Consider the following 19,838-nt stretch of genomic DNA (forward strand, 5'->3'; position numbering starts at 1 on the left):
GGTAGGGATCGAACCTACGACCAATTGATTAACAGTCAACTGCTCTACCGCTGAGCTACGCCGGAACGGTTCGCGCCGTATAGCAACCCGACTCTTCGCCGTCCAGAGGGGGGTGTGAGTTTTTTCGTCGAAAAAACATGCACACAGCGAAGGCGGGCATCCATGATAATTTGCGGTGTGTTTTGGGGAAATTGGCTCCGGCGGTAGGGATCGAACCTACGACCAATTGATTAACAGTCAACTGCTCTACCGCTGAGCTACGCCGGAACGGTTCGCGCCATATAGCAACCCGAAATTTCGCCGTCCAGAGGGGAAGCGCGGTTTTGGAAAAAAAATTACCTCGGCATCTATGGGGTTCTGGCGAAGATCGCGCCGACGGATAATTTTGACTGCGGTGCAATCAGAAATCGGCATGTAAGATCAACGAGATGGGCGAATACATTCCGTTCGGCAGCGGGCAACAGGGCAGCGGGGGTTTCGGTATAGATTCGCTCGGCCAATTCCCGGGCGGTTCCTGGCCTGGTTTCCAATGCGGACAGAATCTGTTTTTCCCGGGCGCGCCGGTGGGTGATCAACCAATCGAGCCTTTTGGCAGGGTCGTTAATCGGTGCGCCATGCCCTGCGTGGAATACGGACCAGTTATGTTGTCCTAGCTTTTCGCAAGCCGCCATGAAATCGGTCAGATCACCATCAGGTGGTGACACCAGTGAACTGGCCCAACCCATCACATGATCGGCGGTAAAGCAGACATCCCCCCAGCCCAGCGCAATATGGTTACCAAGATGACCGGGCGTATGGATCACATTCAACTGCCACCCTTCGGCGGCGATTACATCTCCATCTTCGACTTCGATATGCGGGCGGAACGCCGTGTCGATCCCTTCACCTCCGCCTGCGAGCCCCTGAGTAGCCAATTCGGCCATCACCTCACTGCGGCCTGCTTCGGGGCCTCCAAAAGCAATGATCTTTGCTTGCGTTCGTTCGGCCAGCGGTGCAGCAAGCGGAGAGTGGTCCAGATGAGAATGTGTGACAATGATGTGGCTGATCCGTTGTCCGGGTTTAACCGCGTTCAGGATTGCATCCAGATGGTCCGCATTGGCAGGGCCGGGGTCAATCACCGCAAGATCGGTTTGGCCAAGCAAGTATGTATTGGTGCCGCGATATGTCATCGGAGACGGGTTGGGGGCGAGAATCCGCCTTAGGCCCGGTTGTAACTCGTCATCTCGACCTGGCATTGGATTGAAATCGTCCGGTGCTTGCATTCTGCACTCTTTCTCTCGTCTGAACAGCCCGTTAGGTTTAACCCATGACGACGCAATGGCTCAAACTTTATATGCCGCGCAGCCTGTACGCTCGGGCGGCTTTGATTCTCATTTTGCCGGTGGTGGTGATGCTGCTGGTGATCAGTGTCGCCTTTTTGCAAAAGCACCTGGAAGATGTCACTGCGCAAATGACTCGTGCCGCATCGCGTGAGGTTACGCTGGTTACGGATGTGATAGAACATTCTGAAACGCAGCATCAGGCGGTGGCCGAACTTCGGCCCGATCTGGCCGCGCTTGATATGAAACTGCGGTTTCTCGGGATAAACGAAACGCCAGTCATCGGGAATCGCCGCTGGTATGATTTCATTGCACCTCAAGTCGAATCCGAGTTGCGCGCTTTGCTTCCCGATCTTGTAGCGGTCGCCTTGCCAAGCGGGCAGGAGGCTCGATTGTATCTGCAGACGGATTTGGGTGTATTGCAGCTAACTTTCGACCGTCGGCGATTGTCCCCAACCGCGCCGCATCAGTTGATTGTGACCGTCTTGTTCTTTGCGATCATCATGACAACCATTTCGTTTTTGTACATGCGCAACCAGCTACGACCGATCACCCGTCTGGCCGAGGCTGCACAGGCGTTCGGACGCGGGCGGGTTGTTCCTTATTCGCCAGGCGGCGCGATCGAGGTGCGGGCCGCTGGCAGTGCGTTTCTGGATATGCGCGCCCGGATAGAGCGTCAGATGGAGCAGCGCACCATGATGCTGTCCGGTGTCAGCCACGATTTGCGAACGCCTTTGACGCGTCTCAAGCTTGGGCTGTCTTTGTTGCCCGAAGGTGAGGCAGCGCCATTGCAACAGGACGTGGATGAAATGCAGCTATTGCTGGACGCGTTTTTGGACTTTTCCAAAGGAGCGGCAGAAGTGGCGCCGGAATCCGTAGACCCTGAGAGGTTCCTTCGGCAGATCGTCAAGGATGCGTGCAGGGCAGGGCATAAGGTCGAATTGGTAAAGGTTGATGGCGCAGGAACCGCGATGTTGCGCCCGACGGCTATTCGTCGCGCGGTAGAGAACTTGATCGGGAATGCGGTCAGGTACGGAAATCGCGCTGAAATCAGCCTGTCGGTCTCCTCCAAATCGCTGCGTATCCGCGTCGAAGATGATGGTCCGGGTATTCCGCCCGAGCAGCGCACCGAAGCGGTCAAACCTTTCTCGCGATTGGATCCGGCGCGCAACCAGAATCGGGGCAGCGGTGTTGGTCTGGGGTTGGCCATTGTGGCAGATGTCGCCCGAGCCCATGGCGGCGTGCTTCGATTGGGCAAAAGCGAAGATCTGGGTGGTCTGTGTGCCGATATTATCATCGGTCGCTAGATCATCGTGCACCGGACCTCTGCTCTGCCAAATCCGGTGTGAGTTCATCTTGGATTGTCGGATGTTCAGTGACCGATAAACTGATTCAAACGCCTGAAAAGTTACCGGGATATCCCGAGCGGGAATCGAAGATATGTCCTGAAATCGTCGGGCACTTGCCTCGCAACCTATTGTTAGGTCGTGGAGCATCTCTCTCGATTTTCGGGCTGATCGATCGTTGTTTTTAAAGGGAAATTTGCGGATTTTGGTAGGCCCGGAGGGACTCGAACCCCCAACCAAAGCGTTATGAGCGCTCTGCTCTAACCAATTGAGCTACAGGCCCGCCTAGGCGCTTTGCCTATCATGGTGAACGCCCGCGTCAAGCCTGACCGTTGCAACATCTCCAACAATCGACTAACCCGCGCGGGAACCATTCAAAAGAGGTTGGCCATGACAGCGGGCAAAAACGGAATCACCTACGCGGATGCGGGCGTTGATATTGATGCGGGGAATGCTCTGGTCGACCGGATAAAACCTGCTGCCAAGCGGACCAACAGATCCGGCGTGATGAGCGGGCTGGGCGGGTTCGGCGCATTGTTCGACCTGAAGGATGCAGGTTATCGGGACCCGATTCTTGTCGGCGCCACCGACGGTGTTGGCACCAAGTTGCGGATCGCGATTGATACAGGCCTGGTCGATGGCGTCGGTATCGATCTTGTGGCCATGTGCGTCAACGATCTGATCTGTCAGGGTGCCGAGCCACTTTTCTTCCTCGACTATTTCGCAACAGGCAAACTGGATACCGAGACCGCCGCACGGATTATTGAGGGCATTGCCGAAGGCTGCGTTCAATCGGATTGCGCATTGATCGGTGGCGAAACTGCCGAGATGCCGGGCATGTATCCCGATGGTGATTTCGATTTGGCCGGGTTTTCGGTCGGTGCGATGGAGCGCGGCGCACACCTTCCTACAGATGTTCAACAGGGTGACGTGTTGCTTGGGCTGGCCTCAAACGGGGTGCATTCCAATGGCTATTCGCTGGTGCGCAAGCTGGTCGAGCTTTCGGGCTTGGGTTGGGATGCGGCATCGCCCTTTGGGGATGGATCGCTGGGCGAGGCACTGCTGACCCCGACGCGCCTTTACGTGAAACCTGCGCTACAGGCGATCCGGACAGGCGGGGTGCATGCGCTCGCCCATATCACCGGCGGTGGCCTGACAGAAAACCTGCCACGGGTGCTGCCCGAAGGGCTGGGTGCCCAGATCGACTTGAACTCCTGGGATTTGCCCCCCGTATTCCGCTGGATGGCAGAAACCGGCGGTATTGCTGAATCCGAGATGCTCAAGACTTTCAACTGCGGCATCGGCATGATCGTGGTTTGCGGCGCAGAGCAGGCCGACGACCTGTCGGCACTGCTGGCCCAAGCTGGTGAGACGGTTTCGCGGATTGGCACCGTAACCGACACCGCAGGAGTGGCCTATTCGGGCAAATTGCTGTGAGCCATAAGCGCGTCGCCATTCTGCTCTCAGGTGGGGGGTCGAATATGGTCTCTCTGGTCGACAGCATGACCGGTGACCATCCGGCCAGACCTTGTTTGGTCTTGTCGAACGATGCTGAGGCTGGGGGACTGAAAAAGGCAGCTGATCGGGGAATTGCAACGGCAGCCGTAGATCACCGGCCATTCAAGGGCGACCGCGCAGCTTTTGAGGCCGAGCTGCTGAAACCGTTAGAGCAAGCACAACCGGACATCGTGTGTTTGGCTGGGTTCATGCGGGTGCTGACCGGTGATTTCGTCTCGCGCTTTCAGGGTCGGATGCTGAACATCCACCCGTCACTGTTGCCAAAATACAAGGGTCTGAACACCCATGCCCGTGCGATTGCAGCAGGTGATATCGAGCATGGATGCTCGGTTCACGAAGTGACCGCAGCGCTGGACGATGGCCCAATCTTGGGGCAAGCCCGCCTGAATATTGAGGCTGGAGACACTCCTGAGACTTTGGCGGCGCGCGTTCTGACCTACGAACACAGGCTTTATCCGGCCGTATTGCGCCGCTTTGCCGGAAATGACCGCACACCGGTGCTTTTGCCGTGAATCCCGCGGGGTGATTTACACGCGGTTGCCATTCGGCCTATGGTTCGCCCGACGGCCCGGAAACGTGTAGGACTGACGGGTGATTAAAAACAAAAGCAAGAATAGCACCACGAATGAAAACCCTCACGACGACGCAAGAGCTGGCCGATTTCTGCAAAGCGGCTGCGGCCTTTGATTACGTAACCGTAGATACCGAGTTCCTGCGCGAACGGACCTACTATTCAAAACTTTGCCTGCTTCAACTGGCGGTTCCGTCGCCCGACGAAGACAGCGCCGTTTTGGTCGACCCGTTGGCCGAAGGGATGACTCTGGAGCCTTTGTACGAGCTCTTCGCCGATGAAAGCGTGGTCAAAGTATTTCACGCAGCCCGTCAGGATCTAGAGATTTTCTGGGTTGAGGCGGGTGTGTTCCCCAACCCTCTGTTCGACACGCAGGTCGCTGCTATGGTCTGCGGATTTGGCGAGCAGGTTGGCTATGAAACCCTGGTGCGCAAGATTTGTAAGGAAGGCGTGGACAAGACCTCTCGATTCACCGACTGGTCACGCCGCCCGCTGTCCGAGGCGCAAAAGACCTATGCGCTGGCGGATGTAACGCATCTGCGGAAAATCTATGAATATCTGGCGGCCGAGCTGACGAAAACCAAGCGCAGCCATTGGGTCGCCGAAGAGCTGCGCACGCTGACGCAATCCGGCACCTATGAGATCCAGCCCGAAAATGCGTGGAAGCGTATCAAAACCCGGACGAACTCGGCCAAGTTTTTGGCTGTTGTTCGCGAGTTGGCCGAGTTCCGCGAAGCCTATGCGCAGGAAAACAACGTACCGCGCAGCCGGGTGTTCAAAGACGACGCGCTGATCGAACTGGCATCGACCAAGCCGAAATCTTTCTCAGATTTGGGTGGATCGCGTCTGCTGCTGCGCGAGGCCCGCAAAGGGGTCATTGCGGATGGGATTCTGGCCGCCGTCAAAAAGGGTGTGAATTGCCCACCAGAAAAATTGCCCAAGATTGATACCAGCCGTGACAAGTTGAAGGTAAATCCTGCGCTTGCCGACCTATTGCGGGTGCTGCTGAAATCAAAAACGGAAAGCTCGGGCGTGGCCGCCAAACTGATTGCTACCAGTTCCGAACTGGATCAGATCGCAGCCGGAGAACGGGAATTACCTGCAATGTCCGGTTGGCGGTTCGAGGTATTCGGCGAAGACGCCCTGAAACTGTGCGATGGCAAAATCGCCCTGGCAGCTAAAGGGCAGACCGTCACGGTCGTAGAGCTTTAGCAGGAATTATCTGCGGCGGGATTCCAGGGCATTTTGTTCCCCGTTGACGCGGACCAGCCGAATGTTTGCAAGCTCGTCTCGGCTGATATTGATTGCATTGGATACCCTTCGGGACCGTTCGGTCCCCTGGCTTGTCGCATATGACGGGTAGTCGACACGGAACGTGAATTCGAGAATGCCGTTTTTTGCATTCTCTTCGCTTTCAACACGAACAAGCCGCGCATTATATGCACCCTGCCTTGCAGCAATCCCAGTCGTGTAAACGATAGCTCCATTCGGAATTGGATCGATCCGCAATTCTTCGATCTTGGCGATCGGGAAGCTCTTATCCTCGGGTGGCTTCTTGGAAAACAGGCCAACACCATCGTCTGTCTGGGGAACCAGCGCATTTGCATCGTTCACCGAGACTTCAGAGGGTGCCGGAGTACTGGACCCAAACCAGTTTGTCGGGTTGACCCGAGAATCACGCCAAGCGCTGCAAGCCGACAGGGTCAAGGCAGCAGCCAAAAGAACAGACAGTGATTTCTTCATCGTCACAACACCCAGAGCAGTCTATATGGCAATGAGTTATCGCACTTTTCCGGGTTTGAAAAGCCACGTGGGGGGCTGGACAGATGCTGGTCAGGATCATAGTTCAAAAAATGTGAACCCAATGAGAGGACAGCCCCGAGATGGCGACACCTGCTTTTGAAGAAATCGTCGAAGATTTCGAATTCCTGGAGGACTGGGAAGACCGGTACCGCCATGTCATCGAGCAGGGGAAAGCGATGGCGCCATTGGATGATGCGTTGAAGGTGCCTGCAACCAAAGTCCATGGTTGCGCCAGCCAGGTCTGGCTGCATCCCAGTGTCGAGGGAGGGGCCTTTCATTTTGACGGCGACAGTGATGCTCTGATCGTGAGGGGGCTGATTGCGGTTCTGCGATCCCTATATAACGGCCTGCCGGTTCAAGAAGTCCCGCAGGTTGACGCAGGAGGCGAACTGGCGCGGCTGGGGTTAAACGATCATCTTTCCGCGCAACGATCTAACGGTTTGAGGGCGATGATCGACCGTATCCGCGAGGTCGCGATAGAGGCCGCCTAAAGCGGGCGGTTGGCCCAGTCGCTCAGCGTGGATTGCAGATCACCATAACCGGTAAAACGGCGCTCGAAAGCCAGGCCCATTCGGTCTGCGCACTCCTTGGCCCGTTCGGTCAGAGCCGCATCATCAGTCTGTGCCTGATAAACCAGTTTCGTGTAGTTGCCGAAATACATTTCCCTAAGCTCGGGGTGGCGATCCAGCCCCAGCGGCTTCCAGACGAAGGCATCGAATTGACGTGCCAGAAAATCTGTTAGGTAGAACGCTGTAGTTTCATCCTCGCCGCGATTTTCAAAGACCTGGTTCCCCTCGAAGAAAGAATAGCAGTGGGGCCCTTTAATCATCTCCACGCCCATCTCCCCGCAGGCTTTCTGCAACAGGCCACCGGTGCCGCAATCTGCGTAGACGACATAAACTTTATCGTATTGGTCGCGGTGTTTGGCAACGGCCTCTTCCACCGCCTGCGTGATCCGTTCCGGGTGGATGTGCAAGATGGCGGGCAAGCAGGTCAGTTCCATATGATCCCAGCCATTACGACGCTTTAGGTCCAGGATTTCCCGCGCCAGCGCACCGCAGGCCAATAACAGAATTCGCCCTGCGCCGTGATGGTCTGAATAGCCCTGCGTTGTCAGGCTGGCGTCGTCGGGAAGTTGGTCCTGAGTCATTTCGCGCCTCTTTCTCGTTATCTAGAAAATCGGCTTATTCGGTGGCTGGCAAGCCCGTATTCGACACATAATGTCGGCTTCGGATCAGGGTAGGGTGAATAAATGAAAAAGGCCGCCCGAAAACCGGACGGCCCTGAAATGGTTTAGATGTCGATCAACCCGCCAGCTGATTGTGCTTGCGCGAGACAAAATCCTTTGCCGTCTCAACAGCTACGGCCGCGTCACGGCAATAGGCATCAGCACCGATCGCCTTGCCGAACTCTTCGTTCAGGGGCGCACCGCCAACCAGAACGATATAGTCGTCGCGCCGACCCTGTTCGATTAGTGTGTCGATCACGACTTTCATATATGGCATGGTCGTCGTCAGCAGGGCCGACATGCCCAGAATATCGGGCTGTTCGGTATCAAGCGCTTCCAGATAGTTTTCGACGGGGTTGTTGATGCCGATATCAACAACCTCGAATCCGGCGCCTTCCATCATCATTGACACCAGGTTTTTGCCAATGTCGTGAATGTCGCCTTTAACAGTGCCGATCACCATTTTACCAACGCGCGGTGCGCCGGTTTCGGCCAGCAGCGGCTTGAGGATAAACATGCCGCCCTTCATTGCGTTTGCGGCCAGCAAGACCTCGGGTACGAACAGAATGCCGTCACGGAAGTCGTGGCCCACAACCGTCATACCGCCGACCAGTGCCTTGGTCAGGATGTCATAAGGTGTCCATCCGCGCTCCAGCAGGATGTTCACACCTTCTTCGATTTCTTCTTTCAGACCGTCGTAAAGGTCATCGAACATCTGTTCGACCAGTTCGTCGTCGTTCAGTTCGGACAGGACGATGTCTTCTTCATCGGACATGGGGCGTTTCCCTGAGCTGTTCGGGCCTTGCGCCCGTGGTGGCATTTTTTCCGTTTTGGCCATTTCGCCGTAATACTACTGTGACGATTGCGACCTTGGCAGTTCCGAGACCGACCTATAGGCCAAATTTGTCGTTATCTCGACGTCATTTTACACATGAACATCCTGCAATTCGTTCAAATGCACCAAATGTCCAGGGGCCGATTGGGGCTCTGATGCTGTCTTAGCAAGGTAATTGTGCCGCTTGCCGGACCGGTCGATATTCCATATACCAAATGACATGAACAAAAGTAGAACAAACCTTCCTTCGGCCATTGCCAAGGGGCGAGCAGCCACGGAAAATACGGCAGGCAGATTCGAACGGTTTGACACAATCCCCTGCGATGACGGCTGGGGGTATGATGACGATCTTCCTCCGTTGCGGACTGAAGTCAGGCACGAGACGGCACGCAGCATAATCACTTATAACCGCTCCCCCGACTTGCCATTTGATCGCTCAATCAACCCCTATCGGGGGTGCGAGCACGGCTGCATCTATTGCTTTGCACGGCCCAGCCACGCCTATCTGGGTCTGTCGCCGGGGCTGGATTTTGAGACGCGCTTGATTGCCCGACCCAATGCGGCCGAGCTTCTTCGCAAAGAGCTTTCTGCGAAAGGTTACAGTGTTGCGCCGATTGCGATTGGAACCAATACCGACCCTTATCAGCCAGTTGAAAAAAACCTTGGAATCACAAGGTCTTGTTTGTCGGTGCTTACTGAGTTTCGCCATCCGGTTGCGATTGTGACCAAGGGGGCACTGATCGAACGTGACCTCGATCTGCTCGCACAGATGGCGGAACAGGGTTTGGTTCGGGTCGGGATATCTCTGACCACGTTGGATGCGGATTTATCGCGCCGAATGGAGCCACGGGCGCCCGCGCCAAATCGGCGCCTGAAAATCATTCGCAGGCTGACCGAAGCGGGGGTTCCGGTGCGGGTCATGACCTCTCCTTCAATTCCCGGTTTGACAGATCATGAGATGGAAAGCCTGTTAGAGGCGGGCAGGGATGCCGGGGCGGATGCAGCAAGCTGGATTATGCTGCGGTTGCCGCGCGAAGTTTCGGAACTTTGGCAAACCTGGCTGCATGAGCAAGAGCCAACGCGCGCCGAAAAAGTCATGTCCAAGCTTCGGCAAATGCACGGGGGCAGGGACTATGATCCGCGTTGGGGCCACCGAATGCGCGGTGAGGGCGAATATGCCGAGATGGTGGCTAAACGGTTTTCACTGGCTGTAAAGCGGCTAGGCCTTGCAACGCGCACCCCGAAGCTGCGGTGCGATTTGTTCAATATCCCGCCCCAAGCCGGAGACCAGTTGACGCTGTTCTAACAAATCAGCCCCGGATTCTGGTCCGGGGCTGTTTGGTTTGTTGGGAATCGAAATCAGCGTTTTTCGATGTCCACGTAATCGCGACTGGTTTCGCCCAGATAGAGCTGGCGCGGGCGGCCGATTTTGTTCTGTGGATCTGCGATCATCTCTTTCCACTGACTGACCCAGCCAACGGTGCGCGACAGTGCGAAAATCGGGGTGAACATCGACGTCGGGAAACCCATCGCCTCGAGGATGATTCCCGAATAGAAGTCCACGTTCGGGAACAGTTTCTTTTCGGAGAAATACGGATCTTCCAGAGCCTGTTTTTCCAACGCCTTGGCGACCTGCAGCTTGGGATTGTCCTCAATCCCAAGCAGATCCAACACTTCGTCGGCGGATTGCTTCATAACCTTGGCGCGCGGGTCAAAGTTCTTATAGACGCGGTGACCAAAGCCCATCAGGCGGAACGGATCGGCCTTGTCTTTGGCGCGTGCGATATATTCCGGGATACGGTCAACCGTGCCAATTTCTTCCAGCATTTCAAGGCAGGCCTGGTTTGCGCCGCCATGGGCAGGGCCCCAAAGACACGCGATACCAGCGGCAATACACGCAAACGGGTTCGCCCCCGAGGAGGAGGCCAAACGCACAGTCGAAGTCGAGGCATTCTGTTCGTGATCCGCGTGTAGAGTAAAGATGCGGTCCATCGCGCGGCTGAGGATTGGGTTCACCTCATATTCTTCGGCAGGGACGCTGAAGCACATGCGCAGGAAGTTTGAAGCATAATCCAGATCGTTGCGCGGGTACACGAAGGGCTGACCGGTGTGATACTTGTAAGCCCAGGCAGCGATGGTCGGCATCTTGGCGATCAGACGATGGGATGCTACCTCACGCTGATGCGGGTCCGAAACATCGGTCGAATCGTGATAGAACGCAGACATCGCGCCCACGACACCAACCATGATCGCCATCGGATGCGCATCACGACGGAAGCCACGATAGAAATACTGCATCTGTTCGTGCAGCATGGTGTGGCGGGTGATCGTGGTTTCAAACTTTTCCAGTTCCTTGGCCGCCGGCAGCTCTCCGTAAAGCAGCAGGTAGCACACTTCGAGGAAATGCGATTTCTCGGCCAACTGGTCGATCGGATAGCCACGGTGCAGCAGTTCACCTTTTTCGCCGTCGATATAGGTGATGGTGCTGTCGCAGCTGGCTGTCGAGGTGAAGCCGGGGTCATAGGTGAACACATCCGCTTCGCTGTACAGCTTGCGGATGTCGATGACATCAGGTCCCACGGTAGGCGAATGAACCGGCAACTCGTATGTTTTACCATGTACGGTCAAAGTGGCTGATTTATTGCTGTCGGTCATAATGTCCCTTCCTCATTCATACGTGAAACGGATCGTCGTCCGTTTCGGCGGGCAACGGTTGCGCACAGGGGCGCAGCCCGGGTGTTAGCGGAGCAGCGTTACCCAAATGTGAAACCTTTGGTTATGTCGCTGCGTCGGAGAGCCGTGCCAGGGTTTCATCCCGCCCAAGCACAAGCATCATATCAAAAACCGAAGGCGTTACAGCCCGACCAGCCAATGCAGCGCGCAATGGCCCTGCCAGCTTGCCAAACTTTAGCCCTTTCGCTTCTGCAAACGAGTTCAGGGCACTCTCCAGTTCGTTCCGGGTCCAGCTAGCATTTTGCACGTGCGGCGTCAATTCACTCAGTATACCGTCGGATACAGAGGACAGCGCCTTTGCAGCCTTCTCATCAGGTTTGATCGGGCGTGACGTCAGCACAAAATGGGCTTTTTCAAGGAGTTCCGGGAATGTGCGTGCCCGATCCTTGAGGCAATACATCGCACGTTCCAGATCACCTGATTGTGCATTGGTGAGAGCGGGCAGTCCCGCCGCCGCCAGGTATCCCTGAATTTCCTGCCGCAACGCGGCATCGACAGTGATTGGAATATGCTGACCACATAGATTCTCGAGCTTTTTCAGATCGAACCGTGCAGGGCTTTTACCGATTCCAGTCAGATCGAACCACTCTTTCGCCTGCTCATCTGTAAAGAATTCGTCATCCCCATGGCTCCAGCCGAGACGGGCTAGATAGTTGCGCATACCCGCGGCCGGGTACCCCATCGCCTGATATTCTTGGGCACCCAAAGCTCCGTGACGTTTGGATAGTTTCTTGCCGTCCGGACCATGAATCAACGGAATATGTGCCCAGACCGGAACATCCCAACCCATGGCTTCATAGATCATCATCTGGCGTGCGGCATTGTTCAGGTGATCGTCGCCCCGGATAACATGGGTCACACCCATGTCGTGATCATCCACAACAACCGCCAGCATATAAACCGGTGTTCCGTCCGAGCGCAGCAGGATCATGTCGTCCAACTGATCGTTGCGGATTGTCACGTCGCCCTGAACCTGATCGCGGATCACGGTGACCCCGTCCCGCGGTGCCTTTATGCGGATCGCATATGGGGCGTCAGGTTGGGTCGAAGGGTCAGCGTCGCGCCAGGGGCTCTGGAACAGCGTCGATTTTCCCTCTGCACGCGCCTGTTCGCGAAAGGCTGTGATCTCGTCCTGGGTCGAAAAACATTTGTAGGCTTTGCCGTCCGCTAGCAGCTGATGTGCCACTTCAGCATGACGCGGGGCGCCTTCGAATTGGCTGATCACATCGCCATCATGGTCCAGGCCCAACCAGGACATCCCCTGAAGAATTGCTGCAGTAGCCTCTGGGGTTGAGCGTTCGCGGTCCGTGTCTTCAATCCGCAATAAGAACTTGCCACCACGTCCCCGAGCAAAGAGCCAGTTGAACAATGCAGTGCGCGCGCCGCCGATGTGAAGAAAACCAGTGGGTGAAGGTGCAAAACGGGTGACGACCTGATCGGACATAGTGTGGATTAACCTTTTGGTAACCGTGTCGGGCTTAACTTGGCGCCTGTCTAACGAGCCCGAAGGACGGGGGCAACCATGCGTGTTCTGGCACGGGTCGAGACCGCATTGCTGAACCAGACAGGCTATTTGTTTCAGTGGTCACCAGTGTGCTTGGCCATTGGCATCGGCCTGTATTTCGCGCTCCGGTTCGAGCCGGGGTGGCAGATTTACATTTGTTTCAGCGCGGTGATTGTTGCGGCTATGGGGATGGCCCGCAAATCGCGGTCTGGCTGGGCTTCGTTGGCAATCGGGGGGACGCTGATCGCTGCCGGGTTTATCCTGGCCGGCGCACGTGCCCATACGGTGGCAGAGCCGGTTCTGTCTTGGCGGTACTATGGCCCGGTCGAGGGACGTGTTGTCGCCATAGACCGCTCTGCGTCGGATGCGCTGCGGGTGACGCTCGATCGGGTGCGATTAGGGGACGTGCCCTTGGATCGACGACCGCGGCGCGTCCGACTTTCCCTGCATGGTGGGGATGTCGCGCTGGTTCCTGGGCAAAGGATCATGACAACAGGTCATCTGTCGCCGCCTCAGGGGCCGGTAGAGCCCGGCGGTTTCGATTTCCGTCGCCACGCATGGTTTCAACGTTTAGGGGCAGTCGGATACACGCGCGTACCGGTGTTGTCGGTTGCCCCGCCGGACAGGACCAATCTCCGCATCACGGCGTGGAGGACGGCGATCTCTGAACATGTGCGCGCATTGCTGCCTGGAGAGGTCGGAGGTTTCGCCGCGGCTGTCACGACGGGTGATCGCAGCGGAATGGGTCAGGAAACGCTGAACAATCTACGGGCATCTAATCTGGCTCATCTGTTGGCGATATCCGGATTGCATATGGGGTTGTTGACAGGTTTTGTTTATCTGATCTGCAGGGTCACGCTGTCTGCTGTCCCGGTGCTCGCTCTTAGACTTCCGGTCCGCAAGATTGCAGCGGTTTGCGCCTTGGTCGCGGCAGTTGTTTATCTATTGCTGTCTGGCGGGAATGTCGCAACAGAGCGGGCCTTTATCATGGTCAGCGTAATGCTGGGGGCCATTTTGATCGACAGAAGGTCAATTTCGCTACGCGCGGTGGCCGTCGCTGCCCTTATCGTGCTGTCGTTGCGACCAGAATCTCTGTTAAGCCCCGGTTTTCAAATGTCCTTTGCTGCAACAACGGCACTGGTGGCCGTTTTCGGAGCCTTACGCGGTTTCGGTTCTGCTTTCGGGCCGAAATGGCTACGGCCCATTATCGGGGTGTTGATGTCATCTGCCATAGCGGGGCTTGCCACCGCACCGATTGGGGCGGCGCATTTCAATTCACTGTCTCACTATGGGCTGGTTGCGAATATGCTGTCGGTCCCGGTGATGGGAACCGTCGTGGTTCCTGCGGCCGTTATTGCCGCAATCCTGGCGCCATTCGGGCTTGAGTGGATTGGGCTGGCGGTCATGGGGGCAGGTTTGGAATGGATTCTGGCGGTTTCAGACTGGATCTCGGGACTGGAAGGTGCGCAAGGTTATGTGGTCAGTCCACCGTCCTACGTCTTGCCCATATTTGCATTGGGCGCGCTCTGGATCGCCTTGTGGCGCGGTGGGGCAAGGTGGGTCGGCGTCGCACCTTGCATGGTGGCGATTGCGCTTTGGGGGCAGGGTAACCGTCCGGAAGTTTTGGTCGCAGACTCCGGTGGGTTAGTTGGTGTGATGACTGATCAAGGGCGCGCGCTGAGCAAGGAAAAGGGCAGCAAATTTATTGCAACCGTATGGCTTGAAAACGACGGAGACGGCGCGAGCCAGAAAACTGCCGCAAATCGCTGGCCCGATGGGAAAGATCTGTCGCAAAGATATTTCTGGCAGGGCAAAGAGCTGATTCACCTCACTGGCAAACGATCTGCGCGCGAATTCAGCGAATGTGGAGATGACCAAATCGTCATCTCTGCTGTTCCGGTCCAGCTGTCCGGCACCTGTATGGTGATTGATCCCGAGTTGTTGAACAAGACAGGAAGTATTGCACTGTCCGGCGGAAACGTAATGACCAGTGCCGAAGTCATAGGCAAAAGGCTGTGGTCGCCAGACAACTAAAGATCAATAGCTTCGGATCAGCCCAACCAAACGGCCCTGAACCTTGACCTTATCTTCGGGCAGTACACGCGTTTCATAGGCCGGGTTGGCAGCCTCAAGCGCTATCGCCTGACCTCTCCGATAGAACCGTTTGAGCGTTGCTTCCTGATCTTCGACCAGCGCGACAACGATATCGCCATTATCAGCCGCGGAGGTTTCGCGGATGACGACCACATCGCCGTCGTTGATGCCAGCGTCAATCATCGAATCGCCGCGTACTTCAAGTGCGTAGTGCTCGCCTCTGCCGGAAACCATGCTTCCGGGGACGGCAACGCGGTGCGAGACATGGCTGATCGCCTCGATCGGAACACCTGCTGCGATGCGTCCCATGACCGGCAATTCCATTGCGTCTACGGTCACTGGTTCGAAATTCGCGGGGCGTTTGCCTTCGGGCTTGTCACCTTCGATAACACGGGGTTTGAAAGCGACTGTTGGCTCTCCTCCCAGGCTTTCAGGAAGTTTGACGATTTCGATGGCACGGGCACGATGGGCCAGACGACGGATAAAGCCGCGTTCTTCAAGCGCTGTGATCAACCGATGGATGCCGGATTTGGACCGCAGGTCCAGCGCAGCTTTCATTTCATCGAAACTTGGGGGGACGCCATCCGCCTGAACGCGTTTATGGATGAACTCCAACAAATCCAACTGCTTCTTGGTCAGCATTGCTCACACCTCGTCGCTCATGCGTTTTCTTTTGTTCTACGCATGTTCACGTTTTGTGTCAATGATCTTGTAGGGACTCAGATCGGAAGGAACATCACTTCGTCTCCGGCCAGGCGTGCCGGGTCATTGGGTTGCCGAACCAAAAGCGCGTTTGCTTCGGCAAGCACGCTGAGCAGCGAACTGTCCTGGTTTTGGCAGGCTTTAATTCCATCACCAGTCACGATAGCGCGCATGTAATGCTCGCGCGGCCCATTCGCTGGGATAGCCTCAGTTAAATTGGCGCTTTGAAGCGGGGTCAGAACCTGTTCCAGGCCCAGCATCTTACGGATCATCGGGGCAAGAAACAGATAGCTGCAAACCATTGCGCTGACCGGATTACCCGGAAGTCCAACCATCACGCTATCGCCCAAGCGACCGGCCATCAGCGGTTTGCCGGGGCGCATGCGGATTTTGTAAAAACTCCGCTCCAACCCCAGTGCGGTGGTGACCTGAGAGACAAGATCATAATCCCCAACCGAGGCACCGCCGATCGTAACCACCAAATCAACGTCGGCTGCTAGGGCAAAGGCGGTCTCGAGGGACGAAACCGTGTCAGAGGCGATGGGCAGAACCCGCACATGCGCTCCAACATCCTCTAGCAAGGCTTTGATACCAAAGGTGTTTGAGGCGATTATCTGATCCGGTCCCGGTGTTTCGCCGGGCATGATCAATTCATCCCCGGTTGCGATCAGCGCGACCACGGGTTTACGTGCAACCGGCACCATGGGGATATTCATCGCCGCCAAAAGCGCCAGATCCTCGGGGCGCAAACGGCGTGGGGCCGAGATCTTGGCCCCAATTTCGAAATCGACGCCTTTGGGGCGAATGTTAGATTTAGGGCCCGGCAGATCTGAAATCGTGATTAGGTCACCTCGGCGATCAACATCCTCTTGAATGATCACAAAATCTGCACCTTCAGGAATAGGGGCGCCAGTGAAGATCCGAACCGCCTGTCCGGGTCCAACCTGACCGTCAAATCGCCGACCGGCCGCAGCCTCGCCAATGACTTTGAACATGGCGTGCAGCTCGACCTCGGTCGACTTTACCGCGTAGCCATCCATAGAAGACGAAGCGAATGGCGGCTGATCGCGTGTGGCTGCTACATTCTCGGCCAGTACTCTACCCGCCGCATCCATCAAGGGAGCCGTCTCCGAGGGGAGGGTGTTTACAAGATCGAATAGCTGCGCCCGGGCGCTTTCAACGGTTATCATTTCGCCTCGTAACGGCCTGACTTACCACCATCTTTTAGCAAGACGCGAATGCCGCCAATTTCCATTGCCTTATCGACGGCTTTGGCCATGTCGTATATGGTCAGTGCGGCAGTTGAGGCCGCTGTCAGCGCCTCCATTTCCACGCCGGTTTGACCAGATGTCTTGACGGTTGCTTGTACCTGTATGCCGGGTAATTCTGGGTCCAGTGTCAGGTCTACGGTAACTTTGGTCACTGGCAGTGGGTGACATAGCGGGATCAGATCGGGTGTCTTCTTTGCCCCCATGATACCGGCCAGACGTGCCACCCCCAAGACGTCACCTTTTTTGGCGCGACCTTCTGCGATCAAGTCGAACGTATCTTGTGCCATCGTGATACGAGCCGCTGCGACGGCGACACGATCCGTGATGGGCTTGTTCGACACATCGACCATATGAGCCTGTCCCTGGGCATCGAAGTGAGTCAGCGGCATCACATCACACCCGGGCTGAGCGGACGCGACAGCAGATCGTGTGTCGCTGCTGCGACGTCTTCCTGACGCATCAGGCTCTCGCCAATTAGAAAACAACGCGCACCGTAACGGGCGATATCGGCCAAGTCTGCTGGTGTGCTCAACCCGCTTTCGCAAACGATGGTCCGGTCAGCGGGAACTAGTTTTGACAGGCGGCGTGTCGTATCAAGAGTGGTCTCGAAGGTCTTGAGATTACGGTTGTTTATCCCAATCAACGGGCTTTTGAGCTGCGTTGCTCGTTCCAGCTCGGCTTCATCATGAACTTCAATCAGAACGTCCATGCCCCAGTCAAAGGCGGTCTGTTCCAACTCAGCCGCCTGGCTGTCATCAACCGATGCCATGATGATCAAAATACAATCCGCCCCAAGAGCGCGGGCTTCGGCCACCTGATAGGGATCGTACATGAAATCTTTGCGTAAAACCGGCAAAGAACAGGCTGCGCGTGCCTGAACCAGAAACTCTTTGGCACCCTGAAAGCTGGGCGTGTCGGTCAACACGGAAAGGCAGGCAGCGCCGCCTTCTTCGTAAGCTTGTGCAAGTGCTGGTGGATCAAAGTCAGCGCGGATCAGACCTTTGGAGGGGCTGGCTTTTTTGACTTCTGCAATCAGCCCGTACCCGCTACGTACAGCCATTAGCAACGCCGATGCGAATCCGCGCGGATCAGAGGCTGATCTTGCTTCGTTTTCAACAGCTTCCATAGACTTATTGGCCTTGTCCGAAGCGATCTCTTCGAGCTTGTAAGCTTTGATTTTGTCCAGAACCGTTTCGGTCATGCGGCCTCCTGAGTAATGCGGGCCAGGGCCGCGATCTTGTCTTTGGCTTTTCCGCTGTCGATACTTTCAGCGGCTTTTGCGACACCTTCGCGCAGATCAGCAGCGGCCTCTGCGACGACCAGGGCTGCTGCGGCATTCAACAATACCGCATCGCGATAGGCGGAGGCCTCACCGTCTAGAAGAGCTCGGAAGGCTACTGCGTTTTTTTCGGGGGTTCCGCCGAGAATGTCCTCGAAGGGATGTACCGGCAGCCCTGCATCTTCTGGGTGAAGCTCGACCTCTTTGATTGTGCCGTCTTCGAGGGCCGCAATCCAACTGATACCCGTGATGGTCAATTCGTCTGTGCCGTCCGATCCGTGCACCAGCCATGCGCGTTCGGACCCAAGCAGGCCCAACGTTTCGGCCATCGGGCGGATCAACTCTCGGCTAAAGGCTCCGGTCAACTGCCGCTTGACGCCTGCCGGATTGGTCAGCGGACCGAGAATGTTAAAGATCGTCCGTGTCCCAAGCTCTTGCCGGGTGGGCATGACATGCGCAATCGCCGGGTGATGCATGGGGGCCATCATGAATCCGATTCCGACATCTTGCAGTGCATTTTCAACGGTTTGCGGGCCGACCATAACGTTGATACCCAGCTGACCTAGCGCATCTGCGGCTCCGGATTTAGAACTCAGGTTCCGGTTGCCGTGTTTGGCCACGGTGACACCGGCACCTGCAACCACAAAGGCGGTCGCTGTCGAGATATTCAGCGTTCCCTTGCCGTCACCGCCGGTGCCTACGATATCCATCGCGCCAGCTGGTGCCTGAACTGCATTGCATTTTGCACGCATCACGGCAGCGGCGGCGGCATATTCATCGACGGTCTCACCGCGTGTGCGCATAGCCATCAAAAGCCCGCCGATCTGGCTGGGTGTTGCGGCGCCGTCAAACAGAATCCCAAAGGCTTCTTCCGCTTCGGCGCGTGTCAGGGGGCGGTCGGCGGCAACTCCGATCAGCGGTTTCAGGGCGTCGCTCATGCGGGAACTTTCATCTCGGACAGGAAATTCTTGAGCAACGCGTGGCCGTGCTCGGAAGCGATGGATTCCGGGTGGAACTGTACGCCATGAATGGGCAGTTCGCGGTGCTGGAGGCCCATTATGGTGCCATCTTCCAATTCCGCCGTAATCTCCAGGCAATCGGGCAGGGTATCGCGATCCACAATCAGCGAATGATAGCGCGTCGCCTCAAACGGCGTGGGCAGTCCCGCGAACACACCTTTACCTGTGTGGTGCATTGTTCCCATTTTTCCATGCACAATCTCATGGCAACGCGTGACTTTCCCACCGAAAACCTGACCTATGGTCTGATGGCCAAGGCAGACACCCAACAAAGGCGTCCGTGTTTCGGCGGCTGCCTCGGTCAGGGCAAGGCAAATGCCTGCCCGGTCAGGGTCGCAAGGACCAGGGCTGAGCAGGATGCCAGCGGGGTTCATGGCCATCGCTTCTTGCACGTCCAGCGCGTCATTCCTTCGAATGACCATTTCCGAGCCAAGTTCGCCTAAATAATGTACGAGGTTGTAGGTAAATGAGTCGTAGTTGTCGATCAGCAGCAGCATTTGGCTCTTGTCTCGTGTTGGTCATTTCGGGCTGGCGATGCAACCCAAGGCCACGGTATAGTGTTGGCACATACATGCTCAGGCTTGTGGGGCAGCGTCAAGGGTGCATCCCGAACTTG

Annotated in this window: 19 protein-coding genes and 3 tRNA genes; 7 read left to right on the forward strand and 15 right to left on the reverse strand. The window is 56.4% G+C overall.

From position 1 onward, the window contains the following. The 3 genes from AC2FLG_RS00005 to AC2FLG_RS00015 form a co-directional block, all read right to left on the reverse strand. Window positions 1-57 (reverse strand) — tRNA-Asn (locus AC2FLG_RS00005). 135 nt (window positions 58-192) lie between these two features. Beyond that, window positions 193-267 (reverse strand) — tRNA-Asn (locus AC2FLG_RS00010). Window positions 268-347: 80 nt separating this feature from the next. Then, complete coding sequence (locus AC2FLG_RS00015) at window positions 348-1,262, reverse strand: MBL fold metallo-hydrolase (protein ID WP_496704525.1); 915 nt, start codon at window positions 1,260-1,262, stop codon at window positions 348-350. 44 nt (window positions 1,263-1,306) lie between these two features. Between AC2FLG_RS00015 and AC2FLG_RS00020 the strand changes: the two genes are divergently transcribed. Beyond that, window positions 1,307-2,626 carry an ATP-binding protein gene (locus AC2FLG_RS00020; RefSeq protein ID WP_496704526.1) on the forward strand — a complete coding sequence of 440 codons (1,320 nt, stop codon included), beginning with the start codon at window positions 1,307-1,309 and terminating at the stop codon, window positions 2,624-2,626. A 245-nt stretch (window positions 2,627-2,871) separates the two neighbouring features. On the opposite strand, the gene AC2FLG_RS00025 is transcribed toward AC2FLG_RS00020, so the two are convergent. Further along, a tRNA-Ile gene (locus AC2FLG_RS00025) sits at window positions 2,872-2,948 on the reverse strand. Between the two features lie 107 nt (window positions 2,949-3,055). Here AC2FLG_RS00025 and purM point away from each other — a divergent pair. From purM to rnd, 3 genes are all read left to right on the forward strand, one after another. Next, window positions 3,056-4,102: a phosphoribosylformylglycinamidine cyclo-ligase gene (gene purM, locus AC2FLG_RS00030; protein WP_496704528.1), complete on the forward strand. Its 1,047-nt coding sequence runs from the start codon at window positions 3,056-3,058 to the stop codon at window positions 4,100-4,102. After that, window positions 4,099-4,695, forward strand: coding sequence for a phosphoribosylglycinamide formyltransferase (gene purN, locus AC2FLG_RS00035; RefSeq protein WP_496695576.1), 597 nt, complete (start codon window positions 4,099-4,101; stop codon window positions 4,693-4,695). Before purM ends, purN begins: the two co-directional genes overlap by 4 nt. Window positions 4,696-4,808: 113 nt before the next feature. Further along, on the forward strand, window positions 4,809-5,966 hold the full coding sequence (gene rnd / locus AC2FLG_RS00040) for a ribonuclease D (protein ID WP_496688199.1): 1,158 nt from the start codon (window positions 4,809-4,811) through the stop codon (window positions 5,964-5,966). 6 nt (window positions 5,967-5,972) lie between these two features. Here rnd and AC2FLG_RS00045 read toward each other — a convergent pair whose 3' ends face one another. Then, entirely contained in the window at window positions 5,973-6,497 is a 525-nt protein-coding gene (locus AC2FLG_RS00045) for a hypothetical protein (RefSeq protein ID WP_496704530.1), read from the reverse strand. Window positions 6,498-6,637: 140 nt separating this feature from the next. Between AC2FLG_RS00045 and AC2FLG_RS00050 the strand changes: the two genes are divergently transcribed. After that, entirely contained in the window at window positions 6,638-7,048 is a 411-nt protein-coding gene (locus AC2FLG_RS00050) for a SufE family protein (RefSeq protein WP_496704531.1), read from the forward strand. Here the strand turns inward: AC2FLG_RS00050 and AC2FLG_RS00055 are convergent. Both AC2FLG_RS00055 and AC2FLG_RS00060 read right to left on the reverse strand, forming a co-directional pair. After that, window positions 7,045-7,707 carry a DUF1638 domain-containing protein gene (locus AC2FLG_RS00055; RefSeq protein ID WP_496700427.1) on the reverse strand — a complete coding sequence of 221 codons (663 nt, stop codon included), beginning with the start codon at window positions 7,705-7,707 and terminating at the stop codon, window positions 7,045-7,047. The two genes, AC2FLG_RS00050 and AC2FLG_RS00055, sit on opposite strands and share 4 nt — an antisense overlap. Before the next feature lie 154 nt (window positions 7,708-7,861). Further along, window positions 7,862-8,560, reverse strand: coding sequence for a corrinoid protein (locus AC2FLG_RS00060; RefSeq protein ID WP_271947279.1), 699 nt, complete (start codon window positions 8,558-8,560; stop codon window positions 7,862-7,864). A 280-nt stretch (window positions 8,561-8,840) separates the two neighbouring features. On the opposite strand from AC2FLG_RS00060, the gene AC2FLG_RS00065 reads away from it, so the two are divergent. Further along, the gene (locus AC2FLG_RS00065) at window positions 8,841-9,926 is read left to right on the forward strand and encodes a PA0069 family radical SAM protein (protein ID WP_496704533.1); all 1,086 of its coding nucleotides are present in this window, start codon (window positions 8,841-8,843) and stop codon (window positions 9,924-9,926) included. Between the two features lie 53 nt (window positions 9,927-9,979). Here AC2FLG_RS00065 and gltA read toward each other — a convergent pair whose 3' ends face one another. Both gltA and gltX read right to left on the reverse strand, forming a co-directional pair. Continuing rightward, on the reverse strand, window positions 9,980-11,275 hold the full coding sequence (gene gltA / locus AC2FLG_RS00070; RefSeq protein WP_281972039.1) for a citrate synthase: 1,296 nt from the start codon (window positions 11,273-11,275) through the stop codon (window positions 9,980-9,982). A gap of 121 nt (window positions 11,276-11,396) precedes the next feature. Beyond that, on the reverse strand, window positions 11,397-12,797 hold the full coding sequence (gene gltX / locus AC2FLG_RS00075) for a glutamate--tRNA ligase (RefSeq protein WP_496701109.1): 1,401 nt from the start codon (window positions 12,795-12,797) through the stop codon (window positions 11,397-11,399). Window positions 12,798-12,875: 78 nt separating this feature from the next. Between gltX and AC2FLG_RS00080 the strand changes: the two genes are divergently transcribed. Continuing rightward, window positions 12,876-14,891, forward strand: coding sequence for a ComEC/Rec2 family competence protein (locus tag AC2FLG_RS00080; RefSeq protein ID WP_496704535.1), 2,016 nt, complete (start codon window positions 12,876-12,878; stop codon window positions 14,889-14,891). 3 nt (window positions 14,892-14,894) lie between these two features. On the opposite strand, the gene lexA is transcribed toward AC2FLG_RS00080, so the two are convergent. The 6 genes from lexA to AC2FLG_RS00110 form a co-directional block, all read right to left on the reverse strand. Then, on the reverse strand, window positions 14,895-15,593 hold the full coding sequence (gene lexA, locus AC2FLG_RS00085) for a transcriptional repressor LexA (protein WP_282021212.1): 699 nt from the start codon (window positions 15,591-15,593) through the stop codon (window positions 14,895-14,897). A 77-nt stretch (window positions 15,594-15,670) separates the two neighbouring features. Continuing rightward, window positions 15,671-16,843 (reverse strand): molybdopterin molybdotransferase MoeA, encoded by a 1,173-nt coding sequence (locus AC2FLG_RS00090; RefSeq protein ID WP_496704537.1) that lies wholly within the window; start codon window positions 16,841-16,843, stop codon window positions 15,671-15,673. After that, window positions 16,840-17,313, reverse strand: a complete 474-nt coding sequence (gene moaC, locus AC2FLG_RS00095; RefSeq protein WP_282021214.1) for a cyclic pyranopterin monophosphate synthase MoaC — start codon at window positions 17,311-17,313, stop codon at window positions 16,840-16,842. The genes AC2FLG_RS00090 and moaC overlap by 4 nt, the downstream gene beginning before the upstream one ends. Further along, the gene (gene trpC, locus AC2FLG_RS00100; RefSeq protein ID WP_496704539.1) at window positions 17,313-18,125 is read right to left on the reverse strand and encodes an indole-3-glycerol phosphate synthase TrpC; all 813 of its coding nucleotides are present in this window, start codon (window positions 18,123-18,125) and stop codon (window positions 17,313-17,315) included. The genes moaC and trpC overlap by 1 nt, the downstream gene beginning before the upstream one ends. Continuing rightward, on the reverse strand, window positions 18,122-19,141 hold the full coding sequence (gene trpD, locus AC2FLG_RS00105) for an anthranilate phosphoribosyltransferase (protein ID WP_496704541.1): 1,020 nt from the start codon (window positions 19,139-19,141) through the stop codon (window positions 18,122-18,124). The genes trpC and trpD overlap by 4 nt, the downstream gene beginning before the upstream one ends. Then, on the reverse strand, window positions 19,138-19,719 hold the full coding sequence (locus AC2FLG_RS00110; protein ID WP_142633613.1) for an anthranilate synthase component II: 582 nt from the start codon (window positions 19,717-19,719) through the stop codon (window positions 19,138-19,140). Before AC2FLG_RS00110 ends, trpD begins: the two co-directional genes overlap by 4 nt. Window positions 19,720-19,838 lie beyond the last annotated feature (119 nt).

This window comes from Ruegeria sp. CDSA193, from assembly GCF_059611885.1.

Excerpts from the sequence above, each read along its gene's own strand:
- AC2FLG_RS00080 (WP_496704535.1), top strand. The coding sequence starts at position 12,876 with ATGCGTGTTCTGGCACGGGTCGAGACCGCATTGCTGAACCAGACAGGC.
- AC2FLG_RS00050 (WP_496704531.1), top strand. The coding sequence starts at position 6,638 with ATGGCGACACCTGCTTTTGAAGAAATCGTCGAAGATTTCGAATTCCTG.
- AC2FLG_RS00015 (WP_496704525.1), bottom strand. The coding sequence starts at position 1,262 with ATGCAAGCACCGGACGATTTCAATCCAATGCCAGGTCGAGATGACGAG.
- gltX (WP_496701109.1), bottom strand. The coding sequence starts at position 12,797 with ATGTCCGATCAGGTCGTCACCCGTTTTGCACCTTCACCCACTGGTTTT.
- AC2FLG_RS00090 (WP_496704537.1), bottom strand. The coding sequence starts at position 16,843 with ATGATAACCGTTGAAAGCGCCCGGGCGCAGCTATTCGATCTTGTAAAC.
- AC2FLG_RS00055 (WP_496700427.1), bottom strand. The coding sequence starts at position 7,707 with ATGACTCAGGACCAACTTCCCGACGACGCCAGCCTGACAACGCAGGGC.
- rnd (WP_496688199.1), top strand. The coding sequence starts at position 4,809 with ATGAAAACCCTCACGACGACGCAAGAGCTGGCCGATTTCTGCAAAGCG.
- AC2FLG_RS00060 (WP_271947279.1), bottom strand. The coding sequence starts at position 8,560 with ATGTCCGATGAAGAAGACATCGTCCTGTCCGAACTGAACGACGACGAA.
- trpD (WP_496704541.1), bottom strand. The coding sequence starts at position 19,141 with ATGAGCGACGCCCTGAAACCGCTGATCGGAGTTGCCGCCGACCGCCCC.
- AC2FLG_RS00020 (WP_496704526.1), top strand. The coding sequence starts at position 1,307 with ATGACGACGCAATGGCTCAAACTTTATATGCCGCGCAGCCTGTACGCT.
- AC2FLG_RS00045 (WP_496704530.1), bottom strand. The coding sequence starts at position 6,497 with ATGAAGAAATCACTGTCTGTTCTTTTGGCTGCTGCCTTGACCCTGTCG.
- AC2FLG_RS00065 (WP_496704533.1), top strand. The coding sequence starts at position 8,841 with ATGAACAAAAGTAGAACAAACCTTCCTTCGGCCATTGCCAAGGGGCGA.
- moaC (WP_282021214.1), bottom strand. The coding sequence starts at position 17,313 with ATGCCGCTGACTCACTTCGATGCCCAGGGACAGGCTCATATGGTCGAT.
- purM (WP_496704528.1), top strand. The coding sequence starts at position 3,056 with ATGACAGCGGGCAAAAACGGAATCACCTACGCGGATGCGGGCGTTGAT.
- gltA (WP_281972039.1), bottom strand. The coding sequence starts at position 11,275 with ATGACCGACAGCAATAAATCAGCCACTTTGACCGTACATGGTAAAACA.
- lexA (WP_282021212.1), bottom strand. The coding sequence starts at position 15,593 with ATGCTGACCAAGAAGCAGTTGGATTTGTTGGAGTTCATCCATAAACGC.
- trpC (WP_496704539.1), bottom strand. The coding sequence starts at position 18,125 with ATGACCGAAACGGTTCTGGACAAAATCAAAGCTTACAAGCTCGAAGAG.
- AC2FLG_RS00110 (WP_142633613.1), bottom strand. The coding sequence starts at position 19,719 with ATGCTGCTGCTGATCGACAACTACGACTCATTTACCTACAACCTCGTA.